This window comes from Streptomyces sp. NPDC042346 (genome assembly GCF_055581845.1).
In genome coordinates this window covers 116530-129502 of the sequence record NZ_JBVJEH010000003.1, presented here as the reverse complement: position 1 = coordinate 129502, position 12973 = coordinate 116530, and the positions used below count along the sequence as shown (strand labels likewise).

Below are 12973 nucleotides of genomic sequence, written 5' to 3'. Positions count from 1 at the left end.
GTGACGACCGCCGAGACCGCCCCCTTCCAGTTCTTCTCCCTCCAGGTCGACCGGACCCGGCGGCTCGGCCCGTCGCTGGTCCGCGTCACCTTCACCGGCGAGGACCTGAAGAGGTTCGCCGCCGGGGGCCGCGACCAGTCGCTCTCCCTCTTCCTGCCGCACCCCGGCCAGGAGGCGCCCGTCCTGCCGCCGCTGGACGACCCGAACATGTACGCGATCCTGGGCGCGTGGCGGGCGATGCCCGACGGCGAGCGGGCCGTGATGCGCTCGTACACGGTCCGCGAGCAGCGCACGGACCCGAACGAGATGGACATCGACTTCGCGATCCACGAGGACGGCGGACCGGCCTGCCGCTGGGCCGCGCAGGCCACGCCGGGCGACCGCGTGGTCGTCCTCGGCCCGGCGGTCGCCGCGAACACGGGCGTCCGCTTCCAGCTGCCCGAGGACGCCGACTCCGTACTGATCTGGGCGGACGAGACGGCCCTGCCGGCCGCCTCGGCGATCCTGGAGTGGCTCCCGGCCGAGACCCGCGCGCAGGTGTTCCTCGAAGTGCCGTACTCCGGCGACCGCATGGACCTCGCGACCGAGGCGGACGCCACGGTCACCTGGCTCGTACGGGAGGAGGGGGCGCCGTCCGCCGTGGACGCGGTGCGCGGGGTCGAACTCCCCGGTGAGGCCCCGTACGTGTGGATCGCGGGCGAGTCCGGCGCGGTGAAGGCGCTGCGCCGCCACTTCGTGCGCGAGCGCGAACTCGACCGCCGCCGGGTGACGTTCGTCGGCTACTGGCGCAAGGGCCTGTCGGAGGACGCACTGCGCGAGGTGCCGGACGAGACGCAGGAAGACGCGTAACCCCTCCCTCCCCCGCCCTCCCGCAACCCCTCCCCCCGCTCCCCCCGTTTCCCCAAATGACCCCCAACCCTTCCCGGTTGGGGGTCATTTGGCTTTCAAAATTAGGTTAGGCTAACCTTACTTTTGCACGGCTTCCCTCAGCGTTCCTCCCGAAAGGGCCCCCACATGCGCTCCCACCTGCTCAACGACGCCACGGCGGAGAGCTACCGGCGCTCCGTCACCGAAGGAGTCGAGCGGGTGGCGGACAAACTCGCCGCGACGCGCCGCCCGTTCACCGGTGTCACGCCCGCCGAACTGGCCCCCGTCATCGACGCCGTGGACCTCGACCGGCCGCTCGGTGACTCCTCCGCCGCCCTCGACGAGCTGGAGAGCGTCTACCTCCGCGACGCCGTCTACTTCCACCACCCCCGCTACCTGGGCCACCTCAACTGCCCGGTCGTCATCCCCGCCGTCCTCGGCGAGGCCGTCCTCTCGGCCGTCAACTCCTCGCTCGACACCTGGGACCAGAGCGCCGGCGGCACCCTCATCGAGCGGAAGCTGATCGACTGGACGACCGGCCGGATCGGCCTCGGCCCCGCCGCCGACGGCGTGTTCACCAGCGGCGGTACGCAGTCCAACCTCCAGGCCCTGCTCCTCGCCCGCGAGGAGGCCAAGACGACGGACCTCTCCAGGCTCCGCGTCTTCTCCTCCGAGTGCAGCCACTTCAGCGTCCAGAAGTCGGCCACCCTCCTCGGCCTCGGCGCCGACGCCGTCATCTCCATCCCGGTCGACCGGACCAAGCGCATGCAGTCCGTCGTCCTCGCCGCCGAGCTGGAGGCCTGCCGCGCCGAGGGCCTCGTCCCGATGGCGATCGTCGCCACCGCCGGCACCACCGACTTCGGCTCCATCGACCCGCTGCCCGAGATCGCCGCCCTCGCCGACGAGTACGGCGCCTGGATGCACGTCGACGCGGCCTACGGCTGCGGACTGCTCGCCTCCCGCACCCGCCGCCACCTCCTGGACGGCATCGAGCGGGCCGACTCGGTCACCGTCGACTACCACAAGTCCTTCTTCCAGCCGGTGAGTTCCTCCGCCCTCCTGGTCCGCGACGGCGCCACCCTGCGCCACGCGACGTACCACGCGGACTACCTCAACCCGCGCCGCACGATCGCCGAGCAGATACCGAACCAGGTCGACAAGTCGCTCCAGACGACCCGCCGCTTCGACGCGCTCAAGCTCTGGATGACGCTGCGCGTGATGGGCGCCGACGGCGTCGGCGAACTCTTCGACGAGGTCTGCGACCTGGCCCGGGAGGGCTTCGCGCTGCTCGCCGCCGACCCGCGCTACGACGTCGTGGTCGAGCCGCAGCTCTCCACCCTCGTCTACCGCTACGTCCCCGAGGCCGTGACCTCGCCCGACGAGATCGACCGGGCCAACCTCTACGCCCGCAAGGCCCTCTTCGCCTCCGGCGAGGCCGTCGTCGCCGGCACCAAGGTCGACGGCCGCCAGTACCTGAAGTTCACCCTGCTCAACCCCGAGACGACCGCGGCCGACATCGCCGCCGTCCTCGACCTGATCGCCGGCCACGCCGAGCAGTACCTGGGAGAGACCCTTGTCCACGCCTGAGACGCCCGAGACGTACGACTTCATCGGCATCGGGCTCGGCCCGTTCAACCTCGGACTCGCCTGCCTGGCCGAGCCCATCGACCACCTGAACGGTCTCTTCCTGGAGTCCAAGCCGGACTTCGAGTGGCACTCGGGGATGTTCCTCGAAGGCGCCCACCTCCAGACGCCGTTCATGTCGGACCTGGTCACCATGGCCGACCCGACGTCCCCGTACTCCTTCCTCAACTACCTGAAGGAGAAGGGCCGGCTGTACTCGTTCTACATCCGCGAGAACTTCTACCCGCTGCGGACCGAGTACAACGACTACTGCCGCTGGGCCGCCGGAAAGCTGACCTCGGTCCGCTGGTCGACGACCGTCGCCGAGGTGACCTTCGACGCCGCCGACGACGTCTACGTCGTCGCCACCGAGGCCGGGGAGACCTTCCGCGCCCGCCGGATCGTCCTCGGCACCGGCACCCCGCCGTACGTCCCCGAGACCTGCCAGGACCTCGGCGGCGACCTCATCCACAACTCGCGCTACCTCCCGAACAAGGAGGAGCTCCAGAAGAAGAAGTCGATCACCCTGGTCGGCAGCGGCCAGAGCGCGGCGGAGATCTACTACGACCTCCTCTCGGAGATCGACGTCCACGGCTACAAGCTGAACTGGGTGACCCGCTCCCCCCGCTTCTTCCCGCTGGAGTACACGAAGCTCACCCTGGAGATGACCTCCCCGGAGTACGTGGACTACTTCCACGCGCTCCCCGAGCAGACCCGCTACCGCCTGGAGACCCAGCAGAAGGGCCTCTTCAAGGGCATCGACGGCGAGCTCATCGACGCCGTCTTCGACCTGCTCTACCAGAAGAACCTGAACGGCCCCGTCCCCACCCGCCTCCTGACCAACTCCGCGCTGCACGCCGCCGCGTACGACGACACCAGCGGCACGTACACGCTCGGCTTCCGCCAGGAGGAGCAAGAGAAGGACTTCACCCTGGAGACCGAGGGCCTGATCCTCGCCACCGGGTACAAGTACACCGTCCCCGCCTTCCTCGAACCGGTCCGCGACCGCATCAACTGGGACGCCCAGGGCCGCTTCGACGTGGCCCGCAACTACGCGATCGACACGACCGGCCGCGGGATCTTCCTGCAGAACTCGGCCGTGCACACCCACTCGATCACCTCGCCCGACCTGGGCATGGGGGCGTATCGCAACGCGTACATCATCGGGGAGATGCTGGGCTCCCAGTACTACCCCGTAGAGAAGACCATCGCTTTCCAGGAGTTCGCGATATGACCGTCCGCTTCCGCCCGCTCGATCCCCTCAAGGACGCGGAGCTGATCCACGCCTGGGTCACCCACCCCAAGGCCGCCTTCTGGATGATGCAGGACGCGAGCCTGGAGGACGTCGAGCGCGAGTACGCGGCGTTCGCCGCCCACCCGCACCACCAGGCCTTCATCGGCCTGGTCGACGAGGTGCCCGCCGTCCTCATGGAGCGCTACGACCCCGCCCACCTGGAGCTGGTCGGCCTCTACGACCCGCTGCCCGGCGACGTCGGCATGCACTTCCTCGTGGCCCCGACCGACACCCCCGTCCACGGCTTCACCCGCAAGGTGATCACCGCCGTGATGGCGGAGCTGTTCGCCGACCCGGCGACGGCCCGCGTGGTCGTCGAGCCCGACGTCTCCAACAAGGCCGTCCACGCCCTCAACGAGATCGTCGGCTTCGTGCCGGAGCGCGAGATCCAGAAGCCGGAGAAGAGGGCACTGCTGAGCTTCTGCACCCGGGAACAGTTCGAGGCGGCCGTGGCGGTGTCGATATGAGCACGATCAACCACTCCCCCGACCCGGTGGCCCACCTCACCCCCGACCGCTGGGCGACCGCCAACCGCGCGCTGATCCGCAAGGGCCTCGCCGAGTTCGCCCACGAGCGGCTCCTCAACCCGCAGGAGCTGGGCGAGAGCCGCTACAAGGTCCTCGGCGACGACGGCACGACCGAGTACCGCTTCACGGCGGACCGGTTCGCGCTCGACCACTGGCAGGTCTACCCCGACTCGATCAGCCGCCACCGGGGCGACGAGCAGCTCCCCCTGGACGCGCTCCAGTTCATCACCGAGCTGCGCGGCGCCCTCGGCCTCAGCGACGAGATCCTGCCGGTCTACCTGGAGGAGATCTCCTCCACCCTCGCCGGCACGGCGTACAAGTCGACCAAGCCCCCGGTCACCTCCGCCGAACTGACCCACGCCGGCTTCCAGGCGATCGAGACCGGGATGACCGAGGGCCACCCCTGCTTCGTCGCCAACAACGGCCGGCTCGGCTTCGGCGTCGACGAGTTCCGCGCGTACGCCCCCGAGGCCGCGAGCGACATCCACCTGATCTGGCTGGCGGCGCGGCGCGACCGCACGACCTTCACGGCCGGCGCGGACATCGCGTACGAGACGTTCATCCGCGCCGAGCTCGGCGACGCGACGGTGGACGCCTTCGCCGCGACCCTCGCCGCCCGCGGCCTGAACCCGGCCGACTACCTCCTCATGCCCTGCCACCCCTGGCAGTGGTGGAACAAGCTGTCCGTCACCTTCGCGGCCGAGGTGGCGCAGCAGCGCCTCGTCTACCTGGGCGAGGGCGACGACACGTACCTGGCGCAGCAGTCGATCCGTACGTTCTTCAACACGTCGGACCCGACGAAGCACTACGTGAAGACGGCCCTCTCGGTCCTCAACATGGGCTTCATGCGGGGCCTGTCGGCCGCGTACATGGAGGCGACCCCGGCGATCAACGACTGGCTGCACACGCTGATCGAGTCGGACGCGACCTTCCGGGCGGCCGACTTCTCGATCATCCGCGAGCGGGCGGCCGTCGGCTACCGGCACATGGAGTACGAGGCCGCGACCGACCGCTACTCCCCGTACCGCAAGATGCTGGCCGCGCTGTGGCGCGAGTCCCCGGTCCCGACGCTGGCCGAAGGCGAGCGCCTGGCGACGATGGCCTCGCTCCTCCACGTGGACCACGCGGGCGCGTCGTTCGCGGGCGCCCTGATCAAGGAGTCGGGCGTCGCACCGACGGCCTGGCTCCGCCGCTACCTGGACGCCTACCTCCTCCCGATCCTCCACAGCTTCTACGCCTACGACCTGGCGTTCATGCCGCACGGCGAGAACGTGATCCTGGTCCTGGACGAGCAGGGCGGGGTCTCCCGGGCGATCTTCAAGGACATCGCCGAGGAGATCGTCGTCATGGACCCGACGGCGGTCCTCCCGCCGGCGGTGGAGCGCGTCCGCGCCGAGATCCCCGAGGACATGAAGCTCCTCTCGGTCTTCACGGACGTCTTCGACTGCTTCTTCCGCTTCCTGGCGGCGACGCTGGCGACGGAGGGCGTCCTGGACGAGGAGAGCTTCTGGCGGACGGTCGCGGAGTGCACCCACGCCTACCAGGCGTCGAAGCCGGAACTGGCGGACCGCTTCGCGCAGTACGACATGTTCGAGGAGACCTTCGCCCTGTCGGCCCTCAACCGCCTCCAGCTCCGCAACAACAAGCAGATGGTCGACCTCTCGGACCCGTCGGCGGCCCTCCAGCTCGTCGGCGACCTGGTCAACCCGATAGCCCGCTTCGCCTGACCCACCCCTGAACCGACGCGAGCCCCACCGGAGCACGGTCCTCCGGCGGGGCTCGCGTCCGTTTCCCGCCGTGGGTGGGCCAGGCGGCTCCGGGGGGGCTCACCTTCAAAGGCGGGCCGGCGACTGGAGCGTGCGCGAGGATGGCGGGCGCAAGGCCGACGCAAAGGTTCGTGAGGGGATCCGAGATGCGACTTATACGTAGTGCCGCCTCCTTGCTCGGAATGGGACTACTGGCGTCAGCATGTTCCGCATCGCCGTCGAATTATTCGGAATCATGCTCGACCGGAGAAGTCTCGGCGCAACTGAGAACGAAATACTCTCTAGGCCACCTCCCGGATATCACTGCCCTTAAGTTTTGCGAGAAGGAGGACAAAGATGGCTTCTCGGCGAACATGTCGTTCGTTGCGGACTCGACCGACAGCGTCGCGTACCTCGCCTCACTAGGGATGCGCTGGCAAGATTTCGTTCGAGCCTCACCGGACGAAGTCAGCCGACTTTCTCGCACCGAGGGCGAGGGCTGGAAGCTCCATGACGGCAAGCCATACCTGACAAATTCGCGCTCCCGCGACTGGAACGGGGAGTGCCTGTTGGACTACTTGGCTTACGTCCCAGAAGGGAAAGGGTGGAAGGGGGAGGTGTTCATTGGAATGTACTGTCAGGAGTGACAGTGAGGCTGGGGCACTTCAAGACCGTGGTGATCATGCGAGTCCGGAGGCCGCAGTCGTCCCTGGAATGCGAAGCACTCCTACTTGGAGCGGGAGTTGGAGCGGGTCACTGGCCCATGACTGGCCGTACGGCCGTGACGGCCACGAGGTGGAGTCACCGGGGGCGAACCGCGCCGGTCACCAGGGCGACGTACTCGACCGTGACGGCAAAGGTGTCGTGCCCGGCGGCGACGGCGTGCGCCAGGCATTCGACGTTCACGCCCGACGGCTCGGGCGTCGGCTGCGTCTCCCAAGTGCACTCGCCGTCCATGCAGTACGCCGTCGCGACGACCTCCCCTTGCGGGTGCGGCCCGATCCGGCGCGTCACGGACACGTCCACCGGCGCCGCCGTCACGGCTTCACGATCCGCATCTTCGGCGGGTCGTGCGGGTGGTTGCGGATCTCCACCACGCAGTCCACGGCGGCGGATTCGTCGTGCTGCGGCCCGGTGCCCATGTAGAGGTCGAACCACCGAGCGAGGTACGCGCACGGGGTGCAGTCCGGGACCGGCTCGGGCCGGGGGCGGAGCCCGTGGTCGGCGGAGAGAACGAGCGTGGGGGGTACGGGGGTGGTGAGGATGCGGATGGTCGACCACTCGCCCTCGGTGGGCGCACGCAGGTCCTCGGGCAAGGCGATCCACTCGGCCCCGCCACCCGGCGGGCGCAGGTAGACACCCCCGGCCTGACTGCGCGACACCCTGCCGAGCCGGGTCGTTCCGTTGCCGGTATCGGCCACGTACGCGCCGGCGGCGGGTTGATGTACGGACACGGTCACTCCTCTCCGTAGCGGATCCACTACCAGGGGTGCTTAGCGTGACCTACAGTCAGGAGCGCATCAACGTGTCGCGGAAGGACGGAAAGTTGGTGACGAGCCCTTGAATATCAAGGAGTTGGATCCTGAGAGCTCTCCACAGGCGGCGTTCGGGGCACGCCTGCGCCGGTTACGCGAGGAGCGCAGCTGGTCCCAGGAAGAGTTGGGTTCGCGGATGGGGTACTCCGGGACACATCTCTCCTCCGTCGAAACTGGTCGCAAGATGCCGACTTTGCGCCTTGCCCGACGTGCGGACGCCGCTCTGGGAACAGACGATTCGTTCGAGCGCGAGTGGCGCGACATGCGGCAGGGGGCGCTCCTGGAAGGCTTCCCGGAGTACGTGGAGCACGAGGCCCGGGCAGCGGAGATCCGGCTGTACGAGGTGGGCGTCATACCCGGCCTGCTCCAGACACCTGAGTACGCGACCGTGATCACCGAGAGCGCCGTCAAGCGGGGAGCCATCACCACGGAGCAGGCCCACGAGCGGCTCACGGTCATCGCGGAACGGCAGGCCGCGCTGGTTCGCGCCTCTCCCCCGCTGATCTTCGTCGTCCTGGACGAAGGCTGCATCCGCCGACCCATCGGCAAGGTGGCTGTCATGGAAGCCCAGTTGGCGCGTCTCGTCGAGTTCGCCGAACAGCCGAACACCGTGCTCCAGATCGCCCCGTTCGACATGGGGATTCGGCGGCCGCTCAGCCTGCCGGTCACCATCCTCACGATGCCTGATCGATCGCTGATGTCGTATGCCGAGTCCGCCCAGCGGGGTCATCTGGACCGCGAAATCGCCTCGGTCCTGCCCATGCTGACGACCTACCATCAGCTGCAGGCCGAAGCGCCCTCCCAGGCGGAATCCGTGGCCTTGATCAACCAGGCGCGAAAGGGCACCCCGTGACGACCGATTCCCCCCGTTGGTTCAAGTCCTCCTACAGCGAGAACGGCGGCCAGTGCGTCGAGGTCGCAACCCATCTCGTCACCTCCCACGGCATCGTTCCCGTCCGTGACTCCAAGCGGCCCGCCGGTCCTGCCCTCAGCGTCGCCACCACCGCCTTCTCGGCCTTCGTGGCCGGCCTCAAGGGCAGTGGGTTCGGCAGCGCCTGACCCACCTACGTACACGGAACGCCCGGCCAGGTCTCCCCGGCCGGGCGTTCCGCGCGTGCGGACCGGCTACTCCCCCGGCCAGGGCACCTGCGGCGAGCGGTAGTAGTCGATGCCGAGCGCGTCGAAGCGGAAGGACTGTTCCGCGAGGCGGACCTTGTACGTGTCCCAGTCGTGGGTCTCCGCCGGGGACCAGCCCAGTTCCGCGAGGCCCGGGAGGCGGGGGAAGGCCATCACGTCGAGGTCGTCCGTCGTCGCCAGGGTCTCCGTCCAGAGCGGGGCCTCGACGCCGCGGACGGCGCTCTCCGGGGCGCCCGGCAGGTAGGTCGCCGGGTCCCAGTCGTACGAGCGCTGGACCTCGACCGTGCCGGCCCAGGCGAGGCCGAGCGGGGTGTCCTTCGTGTACTTCATGTCGAGGTAGGAGCGGTCGGCGGGCGAGAGGATCAGTCCGGCGCCGTTCCGCGCGGCCGCCGCGACCCGCTCCTTCTCGGCTGCGGGGGTGCGGTCGAGGCCCCAGTACTGGACGAGGGCGCCGTCGACGGGCTTCGTTCCGGTCAGCTGGTGCCAGCCGACGACCGTCTTGCCGTACTTGGCGACGACGGGCTGCACCTTGTCCATGAAGGTCACGTAGTCGGCGTGGCTGGTGGAGTGGGCCTCGTCGCCGCCGATGTGGAGGTAGCGGCCGGGGGTGAGGGCGGCGATCTCGCGGATCACGTCGTCGACGAAGTCGTACGTGACGTCCTTGGGCACGCAGAGGGAGCTGAGGCCGACCTTGACGCCGGTGTAGAGGGGCGGGGCGACGCCGTCGCAGTTCAGCTCGGCGTAGGAGGAGAGGGCCGCAAAGGTGTGGCCCGGCATGTCGATCTCGGGGATGACCTCCTGGTACCGGGAGGCCGCGTACCGCACGATCTCCTGGTACTCCTCCTTCGTGTAGAAGCCGCCGGGGCCGCCGCCGACCTCGGTGGAGCCGCCGTGGGTGGTGAGGCGGGGCCAGGAGTCGACGGCGATGCGCCAGCCCTGGTCGTCGGAGAGGTGCAGGTGCAGGGTGTTGATCTTGTAGAGGGCGAGCTGGTCGATGAACCGCTTCACCTCGTCGACGGTGAAGAAGTGGCGGGCGACGTCGAGCATGGCGCCGCGGTAGGCGTAGCGCGGGGTGTCGGTGATCGTGCCGCCCGCGATCTTCCAGGGGCCGGTCTGGACGGAGTCGCGCTCGACGGCGGCGGGCAGCTGCTGGCGGAGGGTCTGGACGCCGCGGAAGAGGCCGGCGGGCTCGCGGGCCGTGAGGGTGACGCCGTCGGGGCCGGAGTGCAGGCGGTAGCCCTCCTCGCCGAGCTCGGTGTCGTCGGGGTCGAGACGGAGGCGGATGCCGTCGTGGGCGGAGGCCTCGTCGACGATGTGGAGCGGGAAGCCGGTGGCGGGGCGGAGCAGCCCGGCGAGGTAGCGGCCGACGGCCCGGGAGTCGCGGGAGCTCTCGTCGACGCCGATGCGGGTGGCGGGGGTGAGGGTGTACGGCTCGCCCTCGGGGGCGACGGAGGCGGGTACGGGCACGATGCGGCCGAGCGGGCGGACCTCGGGTTCGGCGGCGGCGGCCTTGCCGTCGGCGCTTCCGGTGTCGGCGGTGGCCTCGCCGCAGCCCACCCCGGCGGTGGCGACCAGGAGGAGTGATCCGATGAGGCGAGGGATCCTTCGGCGCTGACTCACGGGCATGGTCCCCTTCGGGTGATCGACACGTCTTCGGGTGATCGGCACGGCTCCGACGCCCGCTCTTCCGACGTCCTGTTGTTCTTCAGTTCTCTATATCCCGTCGGCAACCATGCGTACCGCCACCCCCACTCCGGGTCAAGGTCTGGACCAATCTCCTCGTTTCCGCTCCCGAACAGGACACGCCTGCCCGATTTCGGGCAGGATTCTTGCATAGGGGCCGCGGTACCCCTCAGTATTCACGGGTGCTCGAACGCCGCCCGTCGCATGACGACCTCGTCGACCATCTGGTCCGCAGCACCGCGCTCCAGCGCGGTGAGGCCGCCCGGGTGGTGCTCGACGTGCTGGCGTACTTCGACGAGACGACCGAGGAGTTCGTCCGCCGCCGCCACCGCGAACTGCAGTCCGGCGGGGCCGTGAACGCCGAGATCTTCGAACGGATCGCGGCGGAGCTGCCGCACCGGGCCGTGGCGCCACCGGAGCTCTCGCTCCGGCAACTGCGCCGCATCGTCTACGGCTGAACCGCCTACGGCCGAGCAGCAGCACCTGTCACCAACCTGGAGGGGTTTCACCTTTATGTGCGGAATTGTCGGTTACATCGGAAAGCGCGACGTCGCCCCCCTGCTCCTTGAGGGCCTGGCACGTCTGGAGTACCGCGGTTACGACTCCGCGGGCATGGTCATCACCAGCCCGAAGGCCACCGGCCTGAAGATGGTCAAGGCCAAGGGCCGGGTCCGTGACCTGGAAGCCCGCGTCCCCAAGCGCTTCTCCGGCACCACCGGCATCGCCCACACCCGCTGGGCCACCCACGGCGCCCCCAGCGACGTGAACTCGCACCCGCACCTGGACCCCGAGAACAAGGTCGCGGTCGTCCACAACGGCATCGTCGACAACGCCCAGGAGCTGCGCGCGAAGCTGGAGGCGGACGGCGTCGTCTTCGCCTCCGAGACCGACACCGAGGTCATCACCCACCTCATCGCCCGCTCCCAGGCCACCACCCTGGAGGAGAAGGTCCGCGAGGCGCTCAAGGTCATCGAGGGCACCTACGGCATCGCCGTGATGCACGCCGACTTCAACGACCGCATCGTCGTCGCCCGCAACGGCTCCCCGGTCATCCTCGGCATCGGCGAGAAGGAGATGCTCGTCGCCTCCGACGTCGCCGCCCTGATCGCCCACACCCGCCAGGTCGTCACCCTCGGCGACGGCGAGATGGCCACCCTCAAGGCCGACGACTTCCGTACGTACACGACCTCGGGCACCACCACCACGGCCACCCCCGAGACCGTCGAGTGGGAGGCCGCCTCCTACGACATGGGCGGCCACGACACGTACATGCACAAGGAGATCTCCGAGCAGCCCGACGCGGTCGACCGCGTGCTGCGCGGCCGGATCGACGACCGCTTCTCCACCGTGCACCTCGGCGGCCTGAACCTCGACGCCCGCGAGGCCCGCACCATCCGCCGCATCAAGATCCTCGGCTGCGGCACCTCGTACCACGCCGGCCTCATCGGCGCCGGGCTCATCGAGTCCCTGGCCCGCATCCCCGCCGACGCCGAGCCGGCCTCGGAGTTCCGCTACCGCAACCCGGTCGTGGACCCCGACACCCTCTACATCGCCGTCTCCCAGTCCGGTGAGACGTACGACGTCCTCGCGGCCGTCCAGGAGCTCAAGCGCAAGGGCGCCCGCGTCCTCGGCGTCGTGAACGTCGTCGGCTCCGCCATCGCCCGCGAGGCCGACGGCGGCGTGTACGTCCACGCGGGCCCCGAGGTCTGCGTCGTCTCCACCAAGTGCTTCACCAACACGGTCACCGCCTTCGCGCTGCTCGCCCTGCACCTGGGCCGCATCCGCGACCTGTCCGTCACCGACGGCAAGCGGATCATCGAGGGCCTGCGCAAGCTGCCCGCGCAGATCAGCGAGATCCTCGAGACCGAGGACGAGATCAAGAAGATCGCCGCGGAGTACGCGGGCGCCCAGTCGATGATGTTCATCGGCCGTGTGCGCGGCTACCCCGTCGCCCTGGAGGCCTCCCTCAAGCTGAAGGAGATCTCCTACATCCACGCCGAGGCGTACCCGGCCTCCGAGCTGAAGCACGGCCCGCTCGCCCTCATCGAGCCGGCCCTGCCGACGGTCGCGATCGTCCCCGACGACGACCTGCTGGAGAAGAACCGCGCCGCCCTGGAGGAGATCAAGGCCCGCAGCGGCCGCATCCTCGCGGTCGCGCACCAGCCGCAGGCGAAGGCCGACCACACCATCGTCGTGCCGAAGAACGAGGACGAGCTGGACCCGATCCTGATGGGCATCCCGCTCCAGCTCCTCGCCTACCACACGGCGCTCGCCATGGGCCGCGACATCGACAAGCCGCGCAACCTGGCCAAGTCCGTCACGGTCGAGTAGCAGCCGGTCGGGGCCTGTCCCCCCGACCCGCACCGCACCGCCGGGCCTGTCCCCCGGCGGTTCGACCGGACACGAGAACGGTCCCTGTCGCACACCCAGGTGCGACAGGGACCGTTCTCATTTTTTCGGGGCTCGGTTCGCCTCCGGGGCGCTGGTGCGACTGCCGACGGTCGACCGTGCTCGATCCCTCGTTCCTCGGGACCTCCGCGCGCTCTCCCTTTCGACAGCCGC

General features: G+C 69.3%; 12 protein-coding genes. 9 read left to right on the top strand and 3 right to left on the bottom strand.

Translation table 11 applies throughout. The features are described from left to right. The 5 genes from ACZ6K0_RS14315 (at window position 1) to ACZ6K0_RS14295 (ending at window position 6038) form a co-directional block, all read left to right on the top strand. Window positions 1–849 (top strand): siderophore-interacting protein, encoded by an 849-nt coding sequence (locus ACZ6K0_RS14315; protein WP_469233708.1) that lies wholly within the window; start codon window positions 1–3, stop codon window positions 847–849. A gap of 165 nt (window positions 850–1014) precedes the next feature. Beyond that, entirely contained in the window at window positions 1015–2454 is a 1440-nt protein-coding gene (locus ACZ6K0_RS14310) for a pyridoxal phosphate-dependent decarboxylase family protein (RefSeq protein ID WP_376405603.1), read from the top strand. Beyond that, complete coding sequence (locus ACZ6K0_RS14305) at window positions 2441–3724, top strand: lysine N(6)-hydroxylase/L-ornithine N(5)-oxygenase family protein (protein ID WP_469233710.1); 1284 nt, start codon at window positions 2441–2443, stop codon at window positions 3722–3724. Before ACZ6K0_RS14310 ends, ACZ6K0_RS14305 begins: the two co-directional genes overlap by 14 nt. Then, window positions 3721–4251: a GNAT family N-acetyltransferase gene (locus ACZ6K0_RS14300; protein WP_469233712.1), complete on the top strand. Its 531-nt coding sequence runs from the start codon at window positions 3721–3723 to the stop codon at window positions 4249–4251. Before ACZ6K0_RS14305 ends, ACZ6K0_RS14300 begins: the two co-directional genes overlap by 4 nt. Further along, window positions 4248–6038 (top strand): IucA/IucC family protein, encoded by a 1791-nt coding sequence (locus ACZ6K0_RS14295; RefSeq protein WP_469233714.1) that lies wholly within the window; start codon window positions 4248–4250, stop codon window positions 6036–6038. Before ACZ6K0_RS14300 ends, ACZ6K0_RS14295 begins: the two co-directional genes overlap by 4 nt. An 819-nt stretch (window positions 6039–6857) precedes the next feature. Here the strand turns inward: ACZ6K0_RS14295 and ACZ6K0_RS14290 are convergent. Both ACZ6K0_RS14290 and ACZ6K0_RS14285 read right to left on the bottom strand, forming a co-directional pair. After that, window positions 6858–7097: a hypothetical protein gene (locus ACZ6K0_RS14290; protein WP_469233716.1), complete on the bottom strand. Its 240-nt coding sequence runs from the start codon at window positions 7095–7097 to the stop codon at window positions 6858–6860. Further along, window positions 7094–7510: a hypothetical protein gene (locus ACZ6K0_RS14285; RefSeq protein ID WP_469233718.1), complete on the bottom strand. Its 417-nt coding sequence runs from the start codon at window positions 7508–7510 to the stop codon at window positions 7094–7096. Before ACZ6K0_RS14285 ends, ACZ6K0_RS14290 begins: the two co-directional genes overlap by 4 nt. Window positions 7511–7616: 106 nt before the next feature. On the opposite strand from ACZ6K0_RS14285, the gene ACZ6K0_RS14280 reads away from it, so the two are divergent. Together ACZ6K0_RS14280 and ACZ6K0_RS14275 are read left to right on the top strand one after the other, a co-directional pair. Beyond that, complete coding sequence (locus ACZ6K0_RS14280; RefSeq protein ID WP_469233719.1) at window positions 7617–8444, top strand: helix-turn-helix domain-containing protein; 828 nt, start codon at window positions 7617–7619, stop codon at window positions 8442–8444. Next, the gene (locus tag ACZ6K0_RS14275) at window positions 8441–8650 is read left to right on the top strand and encodes a DUF397 domain-containing protein (RefSeq protein WP_469233721.1); all 210 of its coding nucleotides are present in this window, start codon (window positions 8441–8443) and stop codon (window positions 8648–8650) included. The genes ACZ6K0_RS14280 and ACZ6K0_RS14275 overlap by 4 nt, the downstream gene beginning before the upstream one ends. 66 nt (window positions 8651–8716) lie before the next feature. Here the strand turns inward: ACZ6K0_RS14275 and ACZ6K0_RS14270 are convergent, their stop codons facing one another. After that, window positions 8717–10354, bottom strand: coding sequence for a beta-N-acetylhexosaminidase (locus tag ACZ6K0_RS14270; protein ID WP_469233723.1), 1638 nt, complete (start codon window positions 10352–10354; stop codon window positions 8717–8719). 239 nt (window positions 10355–10593) lie between these two features. Here ACZ6K0_RS14270 and ACZ6K0_RS14265 point away from each other — a divergent pair, with 239 nt between their 5' ends. After that, the gene (locus tag ACZ6K0_RS14265) at window positions 10594–10869 is read left to right on the top strand and encodes a hypothetical protein (RefSeq protein ID WP_024758123.1); all 276 of its coding nucleotides are present in this window, start codon (window positions 10594–10596) and stop codon (window positions 10867–10869) included. Window positions 10870–10924: 55 nt separating this feature from the next. Further along, a complete protein-coding gene (glmS, locus tag ACZ6K0_RS14260; protein ID WP_376405591.1) occupies window positions 10925–12742 on the top strand; it encodes a glutamine--fructose-6-phosphate transaminase (isomerizing) in 1818 nt (605 codons plus the stop codon). Window positions 12743–12973: the final 231 nt, after the last annotated feature.

What these genes read in the sequence shown, in the direction of transcription:
- ACZ6K0_RS14310 (WP_376405603.1), top strand. Translation starts at nt 1,015, where the DNA reads ATGCGCTCCCACCTGCTCAACGACGCCACGGCGGAGAGCTACCGGCGC.
- ACZ6K0_RS14300 (WP_469233712.1), top strand. Translation starts at nt 3,721, where the DNA reads ATGACCGTCCGCTTCCGCCCGCTCGATCCCCTCAAGGACGCGGAGCTG.
- ACZ6K0_RS14295 (WP_469233714.1), top strand. Translation starts at nt 4,248, where the DNA reads ATGAGCACGATCAACCACTCCCCCGACCCGGTGGCCCACCTCACCCCC.
- ACZ6K0_RS14270 (WP_469233723.1), bottom strand. Translation starts at nt 10,354, where the DNA reads ATGCCCGTGAGTCAGCGCCGAAGGATCCCTCGCCTCATCGGATCACTC.
- glmS (WP_376405591.1), top strand. Translation starts at nt 10,925, where the DNA reads ATGTGCGGAATTGTCGGTTACATCGGAAAGCGCGACGTCGCCCCCCTG.